The following is a 20937-nucleotide window of genomic DNA, read 5'->3' on the forward strand; positions in this document are numbered from 1 at the left end:
TCTATTGAGCTTGTGATTCTACGGTAACCAAGTGCATGCATTTATGAACCATCCCTAGAATTCCAGGGGTATCCTCATGAACTGCACTTGATCCGACTTTTCCTAAGCCAAGTGCTTGTAACACTCTGTGTTGTGCTTTGGAGTAACCAATGGGACTCTTTGTCAGTGTCACCTTTATTTTCATGACCAACCCTCCTTAACCTAGAATTTCTTCTACGGTCTTACCTCGGAGTTTGGCAATCTCTTCTGGACGCTTGAGAGATTTTAATGCCGCCATCGTCGCATTGACCATATTGTGCGCATTTGCCGAACCCAAAGACTTCGTCAGAATATCATGTACTCCGGCAACTTCAAGGACTGCACGAACGGCGCCGCCAGCGATAACTCCAGTCCCTTTAGAAGCTGGCTTTAAGAGCACTTGTCCAGCGCCGAAAACTCCAATGATGGGGTGAGTAATCGTAGTTCCATGCATGGGAACACTGAAGAGGTTCTTTTTCGCATCTTCGACTCCTTTGCGAATAGCCTCTGGCACTTCGCCAGCCTTACCCAATCCGGCGCCCACACGACCGTGACCATCTCCGACTACAACGAGAGCACTAAAGCTAAAACGCCGTCCGCCCTTTACAACTTTGGCTACACGGGCTATATGAACAACCTTTTCATTCATGTCCGACTTGTTAGCATCGAATTTTGCCAATTTGGTTTTTCCCTCCTTTACCCTAGCTTAGAAGCTGAGTCCAGCTTCGCGTGCTGATTCCGCCAATGCTGAGATTCGTCCGTGATAGACATTTCCTCCACGATCGAAAACAACTTGCGTAATTCCTTTTTCCAGGGCTTTTTTCGCAACAAGCTCGCCGACCTTTTGAGCTCCAGCGGTGTTCCCACCGGAAAGATTAGCAGCCTTGAACTCTGGATCGAGGGAAGAAGCAGCAACAAGCGTCACACCGATCTCATCATTAATAACTTGGGCGTAAATATGATTCAAGCTTCTGAAAACTGCCAAACGCGGGCGCACAGCAGCTCCGGACACATTCTTGCGAATGCTCTTATGCTTTTTAATGCGAATGCTTTTGCGATCAATGCGCTTAATCATAGGGAACTCACTCCTTTCACGATTGGCAAGAGATTTTGCCCTTGCCTAATTCATTTACTTCTTAGCGCCTTTTTTACCACCGGTCTTACCAACTTTACGACGAACGACTTCATTTTCGTAGCGAATTCCCTTGCCCTTGTAAGGCTCAGGCTCACGCTCTGAACGAACGACAGCGGCGAAAGCACCAACAAGTTCTTTATCCATCCCTTTAATCAATATCTTGTTTGCAGCTGGGACTTCAAAGTCAATTCCTTCAAAAGGAGTAAGCTCTACTGGATGAGATTTACCCACTGTTAAGACCAATTTGTTTCCTTGCTTCGCAGCACGGTATCCGACCCCGACCATATCGAGACCCTTCGTAAATCCTGCCGTAACTCCTTCAACCATATTGGCGATCAAGGAGCGGGTTAATCCATGTAAAGAGCGACTCAACGGTTCATCATCAGGTCTAGTGACCAAGATTTGATCGTTCTCAACGACAATGTTCATTAGTGGATGCATCTCTTTAGTCAAAGTTCCTTTCGGACCTTTAACGGTAACAACATTTCCCTCTAGTTTGAAGTCCACTCCACTGGGTATCCCAATGGGGCGCTTGCCAATTCTGGACATTCATTGCACCTCCGTTGTGATAATTACCAAATGTAGGAGATTACTTCTCCGCCGAGGCCCTCTTTCCGAGCCTTTTTATCTGTCATAATTCCTTTGGATGTCGAAATAACAGCAATTCCGAGTCCACCGAGTACTTTAGGAATTTCATCCTTCTTCGCATAAACGCGAAGACCCGGACGGCTAATTCGTTTTAACCCTGTGATAACACGCTCACGATTTGGACCATATTTTAAATACATCCGAATCACGCCTTGTTTGTCGTCCGCAATGTATTCAACGTCTTTGATGTACCCCTCTGCCTTAAGCAACTCCGCAAGCTCTTTTTTAATGCGTGATGCTGGTACTTCAACTTTATCATGGTAAACTATTCCTGCGTTCCGGATGCGTGTTAAAAAGTCTGCTATCGGATCTGACATTGACACTTCAGTCGTCCCCCTTCCTACAATGTTTTACCAACTGGCCTTCGTGATTCCAGGAAGTTCTCCTTTGTGAGCCAGTTCCCGGAAACAAATCCGGCAAATTCCAAATTTCCGCATGTAAGCATGGGGACGTCCACAAAGCTTGCAACGGTTATGCGAACGCACTGCGAATTTTTGTCCACGGTTTTGGCGGACAACCATTGATGTCTTAGCCACGCTCTTGAACCTCCTTTTCTCTAATCACGGTACGGCATACCGAACCCGCGAAGCAACTCTCGCGCTTCTTCGTCCGTTTTAGCCGTTGTTACGAACACAATATCCATTCCACGGAGTTTATCAATCTTGTCATACTCCATTTCAGGGAAGATAAGTTGTTCTTTGATTCCTAAGGTATAATTTCCACGTCCGTCAAACGCCTTCGCCGAAACTCCGCGGAAGTCACGAACACGAGGTAAAGCCACACTTAAGAGTCGATCCATAAATTCATACATCCGTTGGCCACGTAGCGTGACTTTGCACCCGATTGGCATCCCCTCACGCAGTTTGAAGGCCGAAATGGACTTTTTAGCCCGGGTGACAATGGGTTTCTGTCCCGTGATCTTCATTAAATCTCCAACAGCGGAATCTATCGCCTTGGAGTTTTGAACTGCTTCACCGACACCCATATTGATAACAACTTTATTAATTTTGGGTATTTGCATTACATTTGTATAAGCGAACTTCTGCTGTAAGGCAGGAGCAATTTCATTTAGGTATCTGTCTTTCAGACGAGCCACTGGGGTCCCTCCTTTCGCGATTAGTGATTATCCGGTAGATTCACTCCGCAATGTTTGCAAACGCGAGTCTTTCCGTCTTCCGTCACTTTGAAACTAACACGAGTAACGGAATTACACTCTTGGCAATATAACATAACGTTCGAGCTAGCCATAGGAGCTTCTTTAGGAACTATGCCCCCTTGAGGCATGGTTTGAGAAGGTTTCGTGTGACGTTTGACCATATTCGCCTTCTCAACTACCACGCGGCCTTTCTTCATAATCACATCGATAATTTTGCCTTTTTTGCCAGCATCTTTACCGCTGATAACCATGACATAGTCGCCTTTTTTAACGTGTATCTTTTCAGGTTGTACCTTATGCTTAGTAGCAGCCACTTTCTTCACCTCCATCTGTCATGGGGTCTTTAGATAACTTCCGGTGCGAGCGAAATAATTTTCATGAAATTATCGCGCAGTTCACGAGCAACTGGTCCGAAGATACGGGTTCCGCGAGGGCTTTTGTCATCTTTAATTATGACTGCAGCGTTTTCGCTAAACCGAATATAAGAACCGTCCGAACGTTTAATTTCTTTCTTGGTCCGTACAATTACGGCTTTGACTACTTCCCCTTTTTTAACAACGCCCCCTGGCGTTGCTTGTTTCACGGAAGCAACAATAATATCCCCAATCGATGCATACCTGCGCATAGATCCGCCCAACACGTGGATGCACATCAACTCTTTTGCGCCTGAATTGTCACCAACTCTGACTCTAGTTTGTACTTGGATCATTCCCATTGACCCCCTTCCGAACTAAATATGAAACTTACAGCGCTATCGCTTTTTGAGTTATTTCAACTACGCGCCAACATTTATCTTTACTCAAGAGGCGAGTTTCCATGATCGTGACAGTATCACCGACATGAGCATCGTTGTTCTCATCATGAGCTTTATACTTTTTGGTGCGGGTAAATGTTTTCTTGTAAATCGGATGGCGTTCAGTAATCTCAACCAAAACTACGACAGTTTTATCCATCTTATCGCTGACAACCTTACCGCTCCGAACTTTACGTTGAGCTCTTTCCACGTAAAAAGCCTCCTTCCTTAGGCACGTTCAATATTTAACTCACGCTCACGAAGAATCGTCTTGCCGCGGGCAATCCCTTTGCGAACTTCCCTAATTCGCATCGGATTATCAAGTTGTCCCGTAGCTAATTGGAAACGCAAATTAAACAGTTCCGTTTTAAACTCGTCAATTTCCTTTAATACTTCGTCATTCGTCATGTCACGGAAATCTTTAGTTTTCATTTGCGTCACCTCCTACTAGTTCTGCTCGGGAAACGATCTTACACTTGATCGGGAGCTTGTGCATAGCAAGGCGGAGAGCCTCACGAGCTTGCTCTTCCGGCACACCGTCAAGTTCAAACATGACACGATTGGGTTTCACAACTGCAACCCAATATTCTGGTGAGCCTTTACCGCTACCCATACGAGTTTCAGCCGGTTTAGCCGTTACAGGCTTATCCGGGAAAATTTTAATCCAGACTTGACCACCACGTTTTATATAACGGGTCATTGCAATACGAGCGGCTTCTATCTGACGGTTCGTAATCCAGCCACATTCCATAGCCACAAGGCCATATTCACCAAACGTAATCGTGTTCCCTCGTGTGGCTTTACCGTGCATGCGACCCCGATGTTGTTTACGATGTTTCACTCTGGTTGGGACTAGCATTTAAATTCCTCCTTCCACCTGAGCGATGACCTTCTTGGCGGGAAGAACCTCACCTTTATAAATCCAAACCTTGACACCAATTTTACCGTACGTGGTATTAGCTTCGGCAAAGCCGTAGTCAACATCGGCACGTAGAGTGTGTAGGGGCACTTTCCCTTCATGATACCATTCGGTTCGGGCAATTTCGGCTCCAGCCAAACGACCGCTACATTGAATCTTAATGCCCAGTGCGCCCTGTCTCATTGTTCGGCCAACAGTTTGCTTCATGGCCCGACGGAAAGAGACACGTTTCTCCAATTGTTGCGCAATATTTTCTGAAACCAGTTGGGCATCCAGGTCAGGCTTCTTAATTTCAACGATGTTTACCGCTACTTGTTTGCTAGTTATTGCTTCAAGTTGTTTACGTAGGTTTTCAACTTCGGCACCACCACGCCCGATAACAATACCAGGTTTCGCAGCATGAACCGATACTTTAACTCGACTAGCAGCCCGTTCAATCTCAACTTTAGGACATCCTGCCTGCTTGAGTTTGTTTTTTACAAATGCACGGATCTTCAAATCCTCATGAAGAAGTTCCATGTAGTTCTTGTCTGCATACCATCGGCTTTCCCAGTCCCGGATAATTCCGATGCGGAGGCCTTTGGGATTAACCTTTTGACCCACAGTTTAGCCCTCCTTCTTCTCGCCTACTACCACAGTAATGTGACTCGTCCGTTTCCGGATTTGGTCTGCACGTCCCATGGCGCGAGGCTTAATGCGTTTTAAAGTCGGTCCTTGATCCACACAAATTTCAGTAATAATCAGATCATCAACATCCATATCATAGTTGTGTCCTGCATTTGCGACTGCAGACTTCAGCACCTTTGTCACATCATCGGTGGATCCGTTAGGAGTAAACTGAAGAATAGCGAACGCGTCACTGACCTTTTTGCCACGGATCAAATTAACAACCTGCCGCACCTTACGAGGAGAGATACGTACATATTTTGCCACTGCTTTTGCTTGCATGTGCCTTTTGCCTCCTCTCGATTAACGTAAGCCGCTGGATTTTTCGCTGCCAGCATGGCCCTTATAAGTGCGAGTAGGCGAAAACTCGCCAAGTTTGTGTCCAACCATATCTTCTGTAACATAAACAGGTACATGTTTTCGTCCATCGTGAACCGCAATGGTGAGTCCAACCATTTGCGGGAAAATTGTTGAGCGTCTGGACCACGTCTTAATGACTCGTTTTTCACCTGATTCGTTCATTGCTTCGACACGTTCGAGTAAACGAGTTTCGACGAAAGGTCCTTTTTTTAGAGATCTGCTCATTTATGAGCCTCCTTTCGACTACTTACTGCGCCGTTTCACAATAAAGCGATTCGACGTATTTTTCTTTTTCCGAGTTTTTGCCCCTAGTGCTGGTTTTCCCCAAGGAGTGCATGGATTACGACCGATAGAGTTACGTCCTTCACCACCACCATGTGGGTGATCGCAAGGATTCATAACTGAGCCCCGTACTGTTGGGCGAATACCCAGCCAACGTGATCGTCCAGCTTTACCAACGTTAATATTTTCATGGTCTAGATTTCCGATCTGTCCAATCGTGGCACGACACTCAATCCGAATCATGCGCATTTCTCCTGACGGAAGTCTCAAGGTCGCATAAGAACCTTCTTTCGCCATCAGTTGTGCAGATCCTCCAGCTGAGCGAACCATCTGAGCTCCCTTGCCCGGCTTCATCTCAATGTTGTGGAGCAAAGTACCAACAGGGATATTTTGCAGTGGCAACGTGTTTCCGACCTTAATGTCTGCGTCCGGCCCAGAAACAACCATTTGATCCACTTGTAAGCCGTGCGGCGCGATAATATAAGTCTTCAGGCCATCTTGATAGTACAACAGGGCAATATTAGCAGACCGATTGGGGTCATATTCGATGCTCGCTACCCGGGCAGGAATTCCATCCTTATTCCGCTTAAAGTCGATAACACGAAACATCCGCTTATGTCCGCCGCCTTTATGCCGCACGCTTAAACGTCCGTCATTATTACGACCAGCCTTTTTAGGCAACGGTTTCAGCAAAGATCGTTCTGGTTCCGTTCTAGTAATTTCTTCGAATGTCGATACGGTCATATTACGACGACTTGGCGAGGTGGGTTTAAATGTTTTTAATGCCATAGAATTTCATTTTCCTCCTTTGCTTCAAGCTGCTTATAGGCCCGCGAAGTTTTCAATCTTATCTCCAGCTTTTAGCGTAGCAATCGCTTTTTTGCGGTTCGTAGTTTTTCCAGCATATTTGCCAACCCGCTTCATTTTGCCTTTAACATTCATGGTACGGATTTCGACTACTGATACTTTGAACATCTTCTCAACTGCAGCTATAATTTCAATTTTGTTCGCTGCAGGATTCACCCAGAAGGAGTACTTGTTCTCTTCAACAAGTCCTACGGACTTCTCTGAGATCACCGGACTTTTGAGGACATCACGTGCGTCGCGCATTACGCTAACACCTCCTCTGTTTTTGTTACTGCTGCTTTAGTCATCACAAGAACATCATGTTGAAGTAAGTCAACAATATTCATTCCTGCAACATCTGTTGCCTTAACGCCCTCGAGGTTGCGAGCAGAACGAACTACTACTTCGTCCAGATCATCCATTACGATCATAGCCTTCTTGCTAATTTGAAGAGCTTTGAGAACCTTCACCATTTCTCGGGTTTTTGCTTCACCCAAGCTCAAGGTATCAAGGACAATCAACTGTTGCTCCATAACCTTCGAAGAGAGTGCCGAGTGCAAAGCCAATCGGCGAACCTTTTTAGGTAATTTAAAGCCGTATTTGCGAGGTTTGGGTGCGAAAACAACACCGCCGCCTCTCCACACTGGAGAACGACTACTTCCAGAACGCGCACGGCCCGTTCCTTTTTGACGCCATGGTTTGCGTCCCCCTCCGCGCACTTCACCACGCAACAAGGCAGATTGTGTTCCTCGCCTTGTACTAGCAAGTTGGGAAACTACCGCTGAATGAAGCACGTAAGTATTCGGAGTAATTCCAAATACGCTTTCGCTAAGTTCGATTTCTCCAACCGAAGCGCCTTGCATATTAAATAGTTGAACTTTCGGCATTGCTTATTCCTCCTTTCTCAGTGTTACTTCGCCTTGACAGAAGGCTTCAGAACGAGCAATGACTTTTTAGCTCCTGGGACAGCCCCTTTAATCAAGATCAAGTTTTTATCAATATCAACCCGGATAACTTCCAGATTTTGTACTGTTACACGGTCGCCACCCATACGTCCTGGCAGCGCACGACCTTTAAACACACGAGCCGGGCCTTTCGCGCCAAGGGAACCTGAACGACGATGATACTTAGAACCATGTGCCATGGGTCCACGACTAGCGCCATTGCGCTTAATCATTCCTGCAAAGCCCTTCCCCTTAGAAGTGCCCACCACGTCAACCTTGTCACCGACCGTGAATAAGTCCACCATTACTTCTTGTCCGATTTCGTAAGAGTCAACATCATTAACTTTAAACTCACGAACATACCGCATCGGCTTGAGTGATGCCTTTTGGAAATGTCCTTTTCTCGGCTTGTTGCTTAAGCCTTCGCGCAGCATTGAGAAGCCAATCTGAATAGCGTTGTAACCGTCTGTAGCAACAGTTTTCTTCTGTACCACCGGGCATGGACCCGCTTCGACAACAGTGACCGGAATTACTTGGCCTTCTGGTGTGAAAATCTGAGTCATACCAATTTTTTTACCTAAAATTCCTTTTGACACGAATGCCACCTCCTAAACGCTTTGAAGTGCGCCAGTTAAACTGGTGCACGAGAGCGTCCCTTTATTTTTTATTGTCGCGATCCGTTCCGGAGCTACTCCACACTACCGGGCGTTCCTCGCAACAAACATAACGATAGTATATCATAGAATAGATACTTTAGCTACTGATATTTTGATCTAATATAATTATAGCTTGATCTCGATGTCCACCCCAGCAGGCAAGTCTAGTCGCATGAGCGAATCGACTGTCTTGGAGGTAGGCTCTAGAATATCAATTAAACGTTTATGAGTTCTCAACTCAAACTGTTCACGAGAATCCTTGTTGACATGAGGAGAGCGCAAAATAGTGTAGATGCTTTTCTCAGTCGGTAGAGGAATCGGTCCACTAACCTGTGCCCCGGTCCGCTTTGCAGTTTCAACGATACGCTCTGCTGATTGGTCAAGAGTTTTGTGATCAAATGCTTTAAGCCGTATCCTAATCTTTTGGCTCATACGTAACTACCTCCTCATAATTCCCGTTATACGGGTTTCAAGCGTAAAAATTCCCTGGTTCAAGGGGAGTGACCTGCCCAGCAACCTTTTACGCCATTCCAGAAATCAGATACCGGAGGCCGGATGAGTTTAGCACTCAATAATCCAGCACGCCTTTATCCAACCTTTACTACTACTTAGAGAGGAAGAGTCCTCTTCCTCTCTAGCAATTCCATTTAAATCATTTAAAAAATTAACCGATAACCTTAGCAACGATACCTGAACCCACAGTACGACCACCCTCACGAATAGCGAAGCGAAGTCCTTCTTCCATGGCGATTGGAGTGATTAACTCAACCTCAATCGTTACGCGGTCACCAGGCATGACCATTTCAGTACCCTCTGGAAGAGTGATGACACCTGTTACATCGGTTGTTCGGAAGTAAAATTGAGGGCGATAGTTATGAAAGAAAGGAGTGTGACGTCCACCCTCTTCTTTATTCAGGATATAAACCTCTCCCGAGAATTTCGTGTGAGGTTTAATGGATCCTGTCTTTGCTAAAACTTGGCCACGCTCAATGTCTTTACGCTCAACCCCACGAAGGAGAGCACCAATGTTGTCTCCAGCTTGAGCTTGATCTAAGAGTTTACGGAACATTTCTACCCCAGTAACAACAGTTTTGCGTGAAGTAGTGCTCAAGCCGACGATTTCAACTTCGTCCCCAACTTTAACTCTTCCCCGCTCAACACGGCCTGTAGCGACAGTACCTCGTCCAGTAATTGTAAAGACGTCCTCAACAGGCATCAAAAATGGCTTGTCGGTATCACGCTCTGGCGTCGGAATGTAGCTGTCAACTGCATCCATTAGATTCCAGATCTTGCCACACCATTCACATTCGCGTTTTCCACAGCCACATTGGAGGGCTTTGAGACCCGAGCCAGGAATGATAGGAATATTATCGCCATCATATTCGTAGGAGCTTAAGAGTTCACGAATTTCCATTTCGACTAACTCCATAAGTTCGGGATCGTCAACCATATCTGATTTGTTGAGCCAAACAACAATGCTCGGAACACCAACTTGGCGAGCCAAGAGGATGTGCTCACGAGTTTGAGGCATAGGGCCGTCTGCAGCAGAGACGCAGAGAATAGCGCCGTCCATTTGTGCCGCACCAGTGATCATGTTTTTAACATAGTCGGCGTGGCCTGGGCAATCCACGTGGGCATAGTGGCGGGCATCCGTCTCATACTCAACATGGGCAGTTGAAATGGTAATACCACGTTCGCGCTCTTCTGGAGCTTTATCGATTTGGTCAAATGCTGTGGCTACTGCGCCACCATGTTTGGAGAGAACAACGGTAATGGCCGCTGTTGTAGTAGTTTTACCATGGTCAACGTGACCAATGGTCCCGACGTTAACGTGTGGTTTTGTCCGTTCGTATTTCGCTTTTCCCATTTTTCTTTCACTCCTTTAAAATAATTAGTAACTCGATAATTTAGTGAGATGCCGAAGTTCGAGCTTCGAATTTCGCACCTCGAACTTCGCCTATGCCCCTTGGCGCTTGGCAATAATGCCATCTGCAATCCCTTTAGGCACCTCTTCATAGTGGTCAAACTGCATCACATACACCCCACGACCTTGTGTGGCTGAACGTAAATCGGTCGAATAGCCGAACATTTCGGAGAGTGGAACGAATCCGCGCACAACCTGGGTATTACCACGCGCTTCCATTCCCTCAATTCGTCCGCGTCGTGAGCTGATGTCTCCAATGACATCCCCCATATATTCCTCAGGGACAGTCACTTCAACTTTCATAACAGGCTCAATAATTGCAGGATCCGCTTTTAAGGCACCTGCTTTAAAGGCCATCGACCCAGCAATCTTAAAGGCCATTTCTGAAGAGTCGACATCATGATAGGAACCGTCATAGACAGTAGCACGAATATCAAGGACCGGATATCCAGCAAGGATACCATTTTGTAATGCTTCCTCAATACCAGCACCGATTGGGTTAATATATTCCCTAGGAATAACTCCCCCGACGACTTTGTTGACAAATTCGAAACCGCTGCCTGGTTCAAGTGGCTCAAGTTCAATCCAACAATGTCCATATTGCCCACGTCCACCGGATTGACGAACAAATTTTCCTTCGGCTTTAACAGTGCGCCGAATTGTCTCTTTATACGCAACCTGCGGACGACCTACGTCACACTGAACTTTAAACTCCCGCTGTAAGCGGTCAACAATTATCTCTAGATGGAGTTCCCCCATTCCAGCAATAATTGTTTGTCCTGTTTCTGTATCCGTATGCATTTTAAAGGTTGGATCTTCTTCCGCAAGACGAGCCAGAGCACCGCCCATTTTTTCCTGGTCAGCTTTCGTCTTAGGCTCGATCGCTACGTCAATTACCGGCTCAGGGAACACCATTTTTTCTAGGATAATCGGTGTCTTCTCATCACATAAGGTATCTCCTGTTGTCGTGTCTTTTAAACCAACTGCTGCAGCAATATCCCCCGAGCGAACCTCTTGGATATCTTCACGATGGTTAGCGTGCATTTGCAGTATCCTGCCAACGCGCTCGCGCTTACCTTTTGTTGAGTTATAGACATAAGATCCAGCACCCAAGACACCCGAGTAAACCCTGAAAAACGCTAGTTTCCCCACGAATGGGTCGGCCATGATCTTGAAAGCCAACGCAGAGAAAGCCGCGCTGTCAGAAGCCGGTCTGTGATCTTCTTCTCCGGTATCCGGATGTACCCCTTTAATAGGGGGCACGTCTAAAGGAGAAGGCATGTAGTCAACTACTGCATCCAGTAACGGTTGTACACCTTTGTTTTTGAATGCCGACCCGCAAAGAACTGGAATGAACTTGTTCCCAATAACTCCGCGGCGTATGCCAGCGCGAATTTCTTGTTCCGTAAGCTCTTCCCCTTCAAGATACTTCATCATGAGTTCTTCACTAGTTTCGGAGACTGCTTCAACCAATTTATCGCGATACTCATTGGCCAACTCGACCAATTCTTCAGGGATCGCGTTATGCTCTTCAGTCGTACCCAAGTCATCGGTATACACAGTAGCAGTCATAGTCACCAAATCCACAATCCCTTTGAAGCCGTCTTCTATTCCAATCGGCAACTGGATGGGAACAGGATTGGCGCCTAACCGGTCAGCAATCATGGAAACACCGCGGAAGAAATCCGCGCCCATTCGGTCCATTTTATTAATAAAAGCGACCCGTGGAACATTGTATTTATCCGCCTGACGCCAAACAGTCTCGGATTGAGGTTCGACTCCGCCGACTGAACAGAACACCGCTACCGCACCATCAAGCACTCGCAGAGAGCGTTCAACTTCAACCGTGAAGTCCACGTGCCCTGGTGTGTCAATGATGTTAATACGGTTATTTCTCCATTGGCAGGTCGTCGCAGCAGATGTAATCGTGATACCGCGTTCTTGCTCTTGGACCATCCAGTCCATTGTCGCCGCGCCATCATGAACTTCTCCAATTTTATGCACACGTCCTGTGTAAAAGAGTATCCGTTCAGTAGTTGTCGTTTTCCCCGCGTCAATGTGTGCCATGATCCCAATATTACGCGTATTCTCAAGTGAAAATTGCCTAGTCACATAGAATCCCCCTTTCTGTCAAAATAAGTGTGCCTCAAACTACCATTTGTAATGCGCAAAAGCCTTATTGGCCTCAGCCATTTTATGCATATCTTCCTTCTTCTTGACAGAACCACCTGTATTGTTAGAGGCATCAAGTAACTCTCCAGCAATCTTTTCTTGCATTGTTTTTTCGCCGCGCTTACGGGCCTGCGCAACGAGCCAACGAAGAGCAAGTGTTGTACGGCGATCTGCACGTACTTCGATAGGAACTTGATAATTAGCGCCCCCAACACGGCGTGCTTTTACCTCTAAGACCGGCATGACGTTTTTCAACGCAGTGCCAAAAACTTCAATGGGATCTTTACCCACTTTTTCCTGAATCATATTAAATGCGTTATAACAAATTGCCTCTGCCGTTCCCTTTTTACCATCTAACATAATTTGATTAATAAACTTTGTTACAGTTTGGTTCTTGTAAAGTGGATCAGGCAGAACCTCGCGTTTCCCAATATATCCTTTACGTGGCATTAGTTTCCCTCCTTTTTGCCAAATTTAAAAAAGCCATTATTTCACAGTCTATCTAACTTCTTCGTTTGTTAAACCTTTTTAGGACGTTTAGCTCCATATTTAGAGCGTCCTTGCGAGCGTTTTTGTACAGCAGTTGTGTCCAAAGCGCCACGGATTACGTGATAACGTACGCCAGGGAGGTCTTTAATACGACCACCACGGATAAGAACCACGGAGTGTTCTTGTAAATTGTGTCCGATTCCCGGGATATAAGCTGTGACTTCAAGAGAATTACTTAAACGAACACGAGCGACTTTCCGAAGTGCGGAGTTAGGTTTTTTAGGAGTTGTCGTGTAAACCCTTATGCAAACTCCACGTTTTTGTGAGGATCCTCCTGAAGGATATTGCTTACGTTTAAGAGAGTTATAACCCCACTGCAAAGCTGGAGCTGTCGATTTTTTTTCGGCTGAGGCACGTCCTTTACGAATAAGTTGGTTAATCGTCGGCATGTCTCCACCTCCTTTCTAATCAAATCAATATACAAGGAATTGCTTGCCGCAGCATTTGACAAGCAATTCCAAAACCTGCACTATGTGTTCGACATGTTCTAGCGGGACGCTAATCTTCCAAGATGGCTGCTACCGCAGTACCTACTTCGATCCCACAAGCCTTACCAAGTTCCTTCATCGTTGGGACTTCAATTCGCTCAACTTGATGGTTATTGCACCATTCTAGAATAGGACGAAGGACGTGCGCTTCGGCATCTTTGGCCATATACACGCATCGTACAAGCCCCTTTTCCATGGCACGCTGAGTTTGCTTCAGCCCAACTGTTTTCTGTTTGGCATGTTTGAAGGTTTCATCAAGCATCAAAATGCTTTCCTCCCTAATCACACTATTGTAGTTTAGCATTTGAGTTCTAGTGTGTCAATAATCTTAGCTTATTTTGTTTCCAAGGTTTTGATAGTTCGATACCTAGACATGCCTGTTCCTGCGGGAATTAATTTACCGATGATCACATTTTCCTTCAATCCTAGCAACGGATCGACTTTTCCTTTTATGGCCGCCTCTGTAAGCACGCGAGTGGTCTCTTGGAAAGAAGCCGCTGAGAGGAAGGAATCTGTCGCCAGTGAAGCTTTAGTAATCCCTAGCAACACAGGGTGTGCAACGGCGGGTTCCCCACCACCGGCAATAGCTCGTGTATTCTCATCTTGAAAATCAAAGACGTCAATCAAACCGCCTGGAAGCAAAGTTGTGTCGCCGGCATCATCAATTTTTACTTTACGTAACATCTGACGAACCATGACTTCGATGTGTTTGTCGTTGATATCTACCCCTTGAAGGCGGTATACCCGTTGTACTTCCCCTAAAAGATAGACCTGAACCCCACGCTGGCCTTTGACTTTTAACATATCATGCGGATTTATGCTTCCTTCAGTCAACACGTCACCCGCTTCGACAACCTGACCTTCTTTAACGCTGAGACGTGACCCGTAGGGAATACTATAAATGATATGTTCGTCATTTTCAGTCAGAAGATCTACTTCTCTGCGTCCTTTAACTTCACTAATGGAAACTTTCCCGATCGCCTCTGAGATAATGGCTTGGCCTTTTGGTTTGCGGGCTTCAAAAAGCTCTTCTACCCGTGGTAAACCTTGGGTTATATCATCCCCTGCAACACCACCCGTGTGGAATGTGCGCATGGTCAGCTGTGTACCAGGTTCTCCAATAGACTGAGCAGCAATAATCCCGACTGCCTCACCCATTTCTACAGGACGACCAGTCGCTAAATTTCGACCGTAGCACTTCTTACAAACCCCAAAGCGTGATGTACAGGTAAGAACTGAACGAATGATTGCTGTATCAAAAACGTTAGCAATACTGATCGCCTGTTCCTCTGTTATCTCATAATCCGGGGAAGCAAGGAGTTCTCCTGTCTCCGGATGACGTAACTCTTCCAGCACAAATCGTCCGACAAGACGATCTTCCAAAGGTTCAATGATTTCAGGGCCGTCTTTAATATCTTCCACCATAATGCCATGCATGGTTCCGCAGTCTTCTTCCCGAACAATCACATCCTGCGAAACATCCACCAAGCGACGTGTCAGATAACCTGAGTCAGCTGTTCTCAAGGCAGTATCAGCCAGACCCTTTCTCGCGCCGTGCGAGGAGATAAAGTATTCCAAAACGGTGAGGCCTTCTCGGAAATTCGCCTTAATTGGCAACTCGATAGTACGTCCGGATGGGTCTGCCATAAGTCCCCGCATTCCCGCCAATTGCCTCAGTTGTTGAATATTACCCCGGGCACCCGACGTCGCCATCATGTATACCGGGTTAAACTGATTAAGGGAATCCATCAAAGCCTGGGTCACTGTCTTAGTTGCTTTAGCCCAAGTTTCAATGACAAGGTTGTAACGCTCTTCATCCGTAATCAAACCCCGTCTAAATTGTTGCTCAGTTTTAGCAACCGCTGCGTCCGCATCGGTAAGGATCTGGGTTTTCTCCTCCGGAACCGTAATGTCCGTCAGACCGACGGTCATTCCTGCCCGTGTCGAGAATTTAAACCCTTGACTCTTTAGGCCGTCTAACAACTCCGCTGTCGCTTCATAGCCTGAAGTGCGATACGTTTTAGCCACAATATCACCAAGGCCCTTTTTACCAACAACTTCATTGAAATAGCCAATTTCGGGAGGGATAACGGAATTGAAAATTAACCGCCCAACGGTCGTCTCCAAAAGTACGCCGTTACGGCGAACTTTAATACTGGCCTGCAAGTGAACTTCTTTAGAATCATAAGCCAAAACAGCTTCATCATAATCTTTGAATATCTTGCCTTCTCCAAAAGCACCTGGCCGATCCATGGTTAAATAATACGATCCCAAAACCATATCCTGAGTTGGGGTTTGAACTGGCCGCCCGTCTTTGGGGTTTAGAATATTGTGAGATGCCAACATCAATAATCTCGCTTCAGACTGAGCCTCCGCAGATAAAGGCACGTGCACTGCCATTTGGTCTCCATCAAAGTCAGCATTATAAGCGGTACACACTAACGGATGGATCTGCAAAGCGCGACCTTCCACTAAAATTGGCTCAAATGCCTGGATTCCCAGACGGTGGAGGGTTGGGGCCCGATTAAGTAGTACTGGGTGATCCGTGATCACTTCCTCGAGAACATCCCATACTTCAGGACGAACCCGCTCAACCATCCGCTTGGCACTTTTGATATTATGAGCATGCCCCTCATTGACTAGTTTCTTCATCACAAAGGGTTTAAAGAGTTCCAAAGCCATTTCCTTAGGCAAACCGCACTGATGCAGTTTGAGATTTGGCCCAACGACAATAACGGAACGCCCGGAATAATCAACTCGTTTACCCAAGAGATTCTGCCTGAACCGTCCTTGTTTTCCCTTGAGCATATCACTCAGGGATTTCAGTGGACGGTTTCCTGGACCTGTCACGGGACGTCCACGACGACCGTTATCAATCAATGCGTCCACCGCTTCTTGAAGCATCCGCTTCTCATTGCGCACAATAATGTCAGGTGCGCCAAGATCCAAAAGACGCTTCAAACGGTTATTACGATTAATAACCCGTCGATAGAGGTCATTAAGGTCAGAAGTAGCAAAGCGACCGCCATCCAACTGGACCATGGGGCGCAATTCCGGCGGAATCACAGGAACTACATCCATGATCATCCATTCCGGACGGTTGCCCGAGCTTTTAAAAGCCTCAACAACTTCTAAGCGACGAATCGCTCGAATCTTACGCTGTCCTGAGACTTCTTTGAGCTCGACTCGAAGTTCGTCATTGAGTTTGTCTAAGTCCATTTCCTCCAGCAACATCTTCACAGCTTCCGCGCCCATGCTGGCTTGAAAACGATCCCCATACTTCTCACGGTATTCCCGATATTCCGTTTCAGTTAGGAGTTGTTTCTTCATCAATGACGTATCGCCAGAATTTGTAACAATGTAGGAGACAAAATACAACACTTTTTCCAAGGCTCGAGGAGACATGTCCAAAAGCAAGCCCATACGGCTTGGAATTCCTTTAAAATACCATATATGGGATACCGGCGCAGCAAGCACAATATGTCCCATCCGCTCACGCCGGACTTTAGAACGGGTCACTTCTACTCCACATCGGTCGCAGACAATTCCCTTATACCGAACACGTTTATATTTTCCGCAATGGCATTCCCAATCTCGTGTCGGACCAAAAATCTTTTCACAGAATAAACCTTCCCGTTCTGGCTTTAAGGTCCTATAGTTAATAGTTTCAGGTTTCTTGACTTCTCCAAACGACCACTCACGAATCATATCCGGAGAAGCTAATCCAATGCGCATGCGGTCGAAGTTATTGACGTCTAGCAATCCTTATCGCTCCTTTCGTCCGGGGGACTATTTGAGATCGCCAAGATCTATATCTTCTTCCTCAATGACTTCCTCATTTAATTCATCGAGCGGATCCTCTTCGTCGATCATGAGTTCCTCATCATCCTTACCAGTAAGGGCGCGAGTCGTCGGAGGCGGAAGTTCTTCATGCAGATCGATGCCCAGTTCTTTAGCTGTTTCCGTAATATCCTCGTCAGTATCATGAATCTCAATTTCCTGATCATCCGCTGATAAGACTCTAACATCAAGTCCAAGGCTCTGCATTTCTTTGATCAATACCTTAAAAGATTCCGGAATTCCCGGTTCAGGAATGTTCTCGCCTTTAACAATCGCTTCGTAAGTCTTCACTCGGCCCACAACATCGTCCGATTTAACAGTAAGAATTTCTTGCAACGTATAAGCTGCGCCATAAGCTTCTAAGGCCCATACTTCCATTTCCCCAAAACGTTGTCCTCCAAATTGGGCTTTACCACCCAAGGGCTGCTGTGTCACAAGAGAGTACGGTCCCGTCGAACGAGCATGAATCTTATCGTCTACTAAATGGTGAAGTTTAAGCACATACATATATCCAACAGTGATCTTGGCGTCAAACGGGTCTCCAGTACGCCCGTCATAGAGCACGGTCTTCCCATCGCTTGGAAGTCCAGCCTTTTCCAAAGTCTCAAAAATGTCATTTTCGGTAGCACCGTCAAAAACCGGAGTTGCAATGCGAATACCCAAAGACTTTGCGGCCCATCCCAAGTGAGTTTCAAGAACCTGGCCGATATTCATTCGAGAAGGAACGCCTAATGGATTGAGAACAATTTCAATTGGGGTGCCATCAGGCATAAAAGGCATATCTTCTTGACGCATTATGCGTGAGATAACCCCTTTATTTCCATGGCGACCAGCCACCTTGTCTCCCACAGAAATTTTCCGTTTTTGGGCGATGTACACACGAACAAGTTCATTCACCCCGGGAGATAACTCATCCCCGTTTTCTCGGGTAAACACCTTCACATCGACAATTTTCCCCGCTTCGCCGTGAGGCACACGTAAGGAGGTATCCCTCACCTCACGCGCCTTCTCTCCAAAAATAGCGCGTAGCAGGCGTTCTTCTGCCGTAAGCTCCGTCTCACCCTTCGGAGTGACTTTGCCGACCAAGATATCACCAGGGCGGACTTCCGCCCCGATTCGGATGATACCACGCTCATCAAGATCCTTTAACACATCTTCTCCAACGTTAGGAATATCACGGGTTATTTCTTCCGGACCAAGCTTTGTGTCACGGGCATCCGATTCATACTCTTCTATGTGGATGGACGTATAGTAATCCTCTCGGATCAGTTTTTCGTTAATGAGGATAGCATCCTCGTAGTTATACCCTTCCCAGGTCATGAATGCCACTAAAACATTATGTCCCAAGGCAAGCTCCCCATGATCTGTCGACGGTCCATCTGCGACTATCTGGTTGGCTTCGACTCTCTCGCCTTTCATGACAATCGGTTTTTGGTTGATGCACGTTCCTTGGTTAGAACGCAGATACTTAAGCAGCTTATGCCTCTCAGTTGTTCCGTCGTCATGAAGAACTATTATATCGTCGGCAGTTGCCCTTTCTACGACTCCAGCCTGTTTGGTAATGGCGCAGACACCAGAGTCCTTGGCCGTCTTATATTCCATCCCTGTTCCAACATAAGGTGAATCCGTGCGCAAGAGGGGCACAGCTTGTCGTTGCATGTTAGAACCCATCAAAGCCCTGTTCGCATCATCGTGTTCTAAGAACGGAATTAAAGCCGTTGCGATGGATACCATCTGTTTTGGGGATACGTCCATGTAATCGACCTGACTTGGAGAGACGTGTACAAAGTCGGGTCCGTGACGTCCGTCAATCTTTTCCCCTAAGAACTTTCCGTTCTCGTCAAGGGGAGCATTCGCCTGTGCTACAACATATTTTTCTTCTTCGTCAGCGGTTAAGTAATGAATCTCATCCGTAACCCTACCATCCTCTTTATCCGCCATACGGTAAGGAGCTTCAATGAAACCATAAGGATTAATACGTCCAAAAGTCGCTAAAGATCCAATCAAGCCAATGTTCGGGCCTTCTGGAGTCTCTACCGGACACATCCTTCCGTAGTGGGAAAAGTGAACGTCACGCACTTCAAAACCTGCACGCTCCCTGCTCAAGCCCCCCGGTCCTAAAGCACTCAAACGACGCTTATGTGTCAACTCTGCCAACGGATTTGTTTGATCCATGAATTGAGACAACTGGCTGCTACCAAAAAACTCCTTGATTGCAGCTACGACAGGTCGAATATTAATTAATACTTGGGGGGTAATCACTTCAACATCCTGAATGGTCATCCGTTCTCGAACCACGCGTTCCATTCGCGACAAACCTATGCGGAATTGATTCTGGAGAAGTTCTCCCACCGAGCGCAGTCGACGATTTCCTAAATGGTCGATGTCATCTTTATGTCCATCACCATCCATTAGGGCAAGCATCCGTTTAACGCTAGCCACGATATCTCCGCGAGTCAAATGCCGAACCTCCATAGGAGGTATGTCGTCAGGGTCTTGGAAGTCTCCCAGTTTCTTATTCAGTTTATACCTTCCGACCTTAGCTAGATCGTAGCGTTTAGCATCAAAGAAAAGCGCTTCCAGCAATGAACGCGCACTATCAACGGTCGGAGGTTCCCCTGGCCTTAGCCTTTTATAGATTTCAACTAAAGCTTCTTCCGTTGACTCTGAATTGTCTCTTTCTAAGGTAGCACGGATATATTCATTATCGTTAAACAACTCTAAAATCTGTCCGTTGCTTGCATATCCCAAAGCACGAATTAGAACCGTACCTGGCAATTTCCGCGTCCGATCAACCCTGACGAAGATATTATCGTTGATATCTGATTCGAATTCTAACCAAGCTCCACGATTCGGGATAACCGTAGCACCGTAGAGTTTCTTTCCACTGGGATCAATCTGTTCTGCGTAATATACCCCAGGTGAGCGAACAAGTTGGCTGACGATAACACGTTCGGCGCCATTAATAATGAACGTCCCCTTATCAGTCATCAACGGGAAATCCCCCATAAAGACTTCCTGCTCTTTGACTTCGCCTGTTTCCTTGTTTATCAGGCGTACCTTGACGCGCAATGGCGCTGCAAAGGTTACATCTCGTTCTTTGCACTCCTCAACCTGATATTTAGCTTCTCCTAAGCTATAATCAATAAATTCTAGAACAAGATTGCCTGTGAAGTCTTGAATCGGTGAAATATCGCGAAACATATCTCGCAACCCTTCATCAAGAAACCATCGATAGGAGTTTTGCTGAATTTCAATCAAATTTGGCATGTCGAGGACTTCCCGGATTCTGGAGTAACTCCAGCGCTCCCGTCTCCCAACCTTTACAGGATAGAACATTTGCGTTTCACCCCTCAGTGCGGTTTCCTCTACTTGAGGTACAATATATTGACATATACAGCCAAAAGCAAGGCCTTTTAATAGAACCTCGCTTCACTGTCTATGGTGTATCATTGCTGAAAATTCAAAATCGTTTCTCCTTATTATGCAACGGTTACAAGTTATTACCATAGCATGGGCATATTAAGTAATAATTCCAATT

At 46.3% G+C, this 20937-nt stretch carries 27 protein-coding genes; all 27 read right to left on the reverse strand.

Features of this window, described 5'->3' with window-relative positions; all coding sequences use genetic code 11:
* Window position 1: 1 nt before the first annotated feature.
* The gene (rpmD, locus tag DSOL_RS08305; protein WP_075364396.1) at window positions 2-184 is read right to left on the reverse strand and encodes a 50S ribosomal protein L30; all 183 of its coding nucleotides are present in this window, start codon (window positions 182-184) and stop codon (window positions 2-4) included.
* A gap of 12 nt (window positions 185-196) precedes the next feature.
* Window positions 197-697: a 30S ribosomal protein S5 gene (gene rpsE / locus DSOL_RS08310; protein WP_075364397.1), complete on the reverse strand. Its 501-nt coding sequence runs from the start codon at window positions 695-697 to the stop codon at window positions 197-199.
* 27 nt (window positions 698-724) lie between these two features.
* Window positions 725-1093: a 50S ribosomal protein L18 gene (gene rplR / locus DSOL_RS08315; RefSeq protein WP_075364398.1), complete on the reverse strand. Its 369-nt coding sequence runs from the start codon at window positions 1091-1093 to the stop codon at window positions 725-727.
* A gap of 54 nt (window positions 1094-1147) precedes the next feature.
* Window positions 1148-1702, reverse strand: coding sequence for a 50S ribosomal protein L6 (gene rplF, locus DSOL_RS08320; protein WP_075364399.1), 555 nt, complete (start codon window positions 1700-1702; stop codon window positions 1148-1150).
* A 23-nt stretch (window positions 1703-1725) separates the two neighbouring features.
* The gene (gene rpsH, locus DSOL_RS08325) at window positions 1726-2124 is read right to left on the reverse strand and encodes a 30S ribosomal protein S8 (protein WP_075364400.1); all 399 of its coding nucleotides are present in this window, start codon (window positions 2122-2124) and stop codon (window positions 1726-1728) included.
* Between the two features lie 27 nt (window positions 2125-2151).
* Entirely contained in the window at window positions 2152-2337 is a 186-nt protein-coding gene (locus DSOL_RS08330; RefSeq protein WP_045574846.1) for a type Z 30S ribosomal protein S14, read from the reverse strand.
* A 20-nt stretch (window positions 2338-2357) separates the two neighbouring features.
* On the reverse strand, window positions 2358-2897 hold the full coding sequence (gene rplE, locus DSOL_RS08335; RefSeq protein WP_075364401.1) for a 50S ribosomal protein L5: 540 nt from the start codon (window positions 2895-2897) through the stop codon (window positions 2358-2360).
* A 20-nt stretch (window positions 2898-2917) separates the two neighbouring features.
* Complete coding sequence (rplX, locus tag DSOL_RS08340) at window positions 2918-3286, reverse strand: 50S ribosomal protein L24 (protein ID WP_139314414.1); 369 nt, start codon at window positions 3284-3286, stop codon at window positions 2918-2920.
* A gap of 14 nt (window positions 3287-3300) precedes the next feature.
* Complete coding sequence (rplN, locus tag DSOL_RS08345; protein ID WP_075364403.1) at window positions 3301-3666, reverse strand: 50S ribosomal protein L14; 366 nt, start codon at window positions 3664-3666, stop codon at window positions 3301-3303.
* Window positions 3667-3700: 34 nt separating this feature from the next.
* Window positions 3701-3961 (reverse strand): 30S ribosomal protein S17, encoded by a 261-nt coding sequence (gene rpsQ / locus DSOL_RS08350; RefSeq protein ID WP_075364404.1) that lies wholly within the window; start codon window positions 3959-3961, stop codon window positions 3701-3703.
* Window positions 3962-3978: 17 nt separating this feature from the next.
* Complete coding sequence (gene rpmC, locus DSOL_RS08355; RefSeq protein ID WP_075364405.1) at window positions 3979-4182, reverse strand: 50S ribosomal protein L29; 204 nt, start codon at window positions 4180-4182, stop codon at window positions 3979-3981.
* The gene (rplP, locus tag DSOL_RS08360; protein ID WP_075364406.1) at window positions 4172-4609 is read right to left on the reverse strand and encodes a 50S ribosomal protein L16; all 438 of its coding nucleotides are present in this window, start codon (window positions 4607-4609) and stop codon (window positions 4172-4174) included. Before rplP ends, rpmC begins: the two co-directional genes overlap by 11 nt.
* Window positions 4610-5272, reverse strand: coding sequence for a 30S ribosomal protein S3 (gene rpsC / locus DSOL_RS08365; RefSeq protein ID WP_075364407.1), 663 nt, complete (start codon window positions 5270-5272; stop codon window positions 4610-4612).
* Between the two features lie 3 nt (window positions 5273-5275).
* A complete protein-coding gene (gene rplV, locus DSOL_RS08370; RefSeq protein WP_075364408.1) occupies window positions 5276-5617 on the reverse strand; it encodes a 50S ribosomal protein L22 in 342 nt (113 codons plus the stop codon).
* Window positions 5618-5638: 21 nt separating this feature from the next.
* Complete coding sequence (rpsS, locus tag DSOL_RS08375; RefSeq protein WP_075364409.1) at window positions 5639-5920, reverse strand: 30S ribosomal protein S19; 282 nt, start codon at window positions 5918-5920, stop codon at window positions 5639-5641.
* Window positions 5921-5938: 18 nt separating this feature from the next.
* The gene (gene rplB / locus DSOL_RS08380) at window positions 5939-6766 is read right to left on the reverse strand and encodes a 50S ribosomal protein L2 (protein WP_075364410.1); all 828 of its coding nucleotides are present in this window, start codon (window positions 6764-6766) and stop codon (window positions 5939-5941) included.
* A gap of 33 nt (window positions 6767-6799) precedes the next feature.
* Window positions 6800-7087, reverse strand: a complete 288-nt coding sequence (locus DSOL_RS08385; RefSeq protein ID WP_075364411.1) for a 50S ribosomal protein L23 — start codon at window positions 7085-7087, stop codon at window positions 6800-6802.
* The gene (rplD, locus tag DSOL_RS08390) at window positions 7087-7710 is read right to left on the reverse strand and encodes a 50S ribosomal protein L4 (protein ID WP_075364412.1); all 624 of its coding nucleotides are present in this window, start codon (window positions 7708-7710) and stop codon (window positions 7087-7089) included. Before rplD ends, DSOL_RS08385 begins: the two co-directional genes overlap by 1 nt.
* Before the next feature lie 23 nt (window positions 7711-7733).
* Window positions 7734-8363 carry a 50S ribosomal protein L3 gene (gene rplC / locus DSOL_RS08395; RefSeq protein ID WP_075364413.1) on the reverse strand — a complete coding sequence of 210 codons (630 nt, stop codon included), beginning with the start codon at window positions 8361-8363 and terminating at the stop codon, window positions 7734-7736.
* A gap of 186 nt (window positions 8364-8549) precedes the next feature.
* Complete coding sequence (rpsJ, locus tag DSOL_RS08400) at window positions 8550-8855, reverse strand: 30S ribosomal protein S10 (protein ID WP_075364414.1); 306 nt, start codon at window positions 8853-8855, stop codon at window positions 8550-8552.
* Between the two features lie 232 nt (window positions 8856-9087).
* Window positions 9088-10290 carry an elongation factor Tu gene (tuf, locus tag DSOL_RS08405; protein WP_075364415.1) on the reverse strand — a complete coding sequence of 401 codons (1203 nt, stop codon included), beginning with the start codon at window positions 10288-10290 and terminating at the stop codon, window positions 9088-9090.
* 90 nt (window positions 10291-10380) lie between these two features.
* Window positions 10381-12459 (reverse strand): elongation factor G, encoded by a 2079-nt coding sequence (fusA, locus tag DSOL_RS08410; protein ID WP_075364416.1) that lies wholly within the window; start codon window positions 12457-12459, stop codon window positions 10381-10383.
* A gap of 39 nt (window positions 12460-12498) precedes the next feature.
* Window positions 12499-12969 carry a 30S ribosomal protein S7 gene (gene rpsG, locus DSOL_RS08415; RefSeq protein ID WP_075364417.1) on the reverse strand — a complete coding sequence of 157 codons (471 nt, stop codon included), beginning with the start codon at window positions 12967-12969 and terminating at the stop codon, window positions 12499-12501.
* 68 nt (window positions 12970-13037) lie between these two features.
* Window positions 13038-13457 (reverse strand): 30S ribosomal protein S12, encoded by a 420-nt coding sequence (gene rpsL / locus DSOL_RS08420; protein ID WP_075364418.1) that lies wholly within the window; start codon window positions 13455-13457, stop codon window positions 13038-13040.
* Between the two features lie 109 nt (window positions 13458-13566).
* Window positions 13567-13818, reverse strand: coding sequence for a L7Ae/L30e/S12e/Gadd45 family ribosomal protein (locus DSOL_RS08425; protein ID WP_075364419.1), 252 nt, complete (start codon window positions 13816-13818; stop codon window positions 13567-13569).
* 71 nt (window positions 13819-13889) lie between these two features.
* On the reverse strand, window positions 13890-17318 hold the full coding sequence (gene rpoC / locus DSOL_RS08430) for a DNA-directed RNA polymerase subunit beta' (protein ID WP_075364420.1): 3429 nt from the start codon (window positions 17316-17318) through the stop codon (window positions 13890-13892).
* A gap of 27 nt (window positions 17319-17345) precedes the next feature.
* Window positions 17346-20735, reverse strand: coding sequence for a DNA-directed RNA polymerase subunit beta (rpoB, locus tag DSOL_RS08435; protein ID WP_075364421.1), 3390 nt, complete (start codon window positions 20733-20735; stop codon window positions 17346-17348).
* Between the last annotated feature and the right edge of the window lie 202 nt (window positions 20736-20937).

Source organism: Desulfosporosinus metallidurans (genome assembly GCF_001936615.1).
Classification (GTDB): domain Bacteria; phylum Bacillota; class Desulfitobacteriia; order Desulfitobacteriales; family Desulfitobacteriaceae; genus Desulfosporosinus; species Desulfosporosinus metallidurans.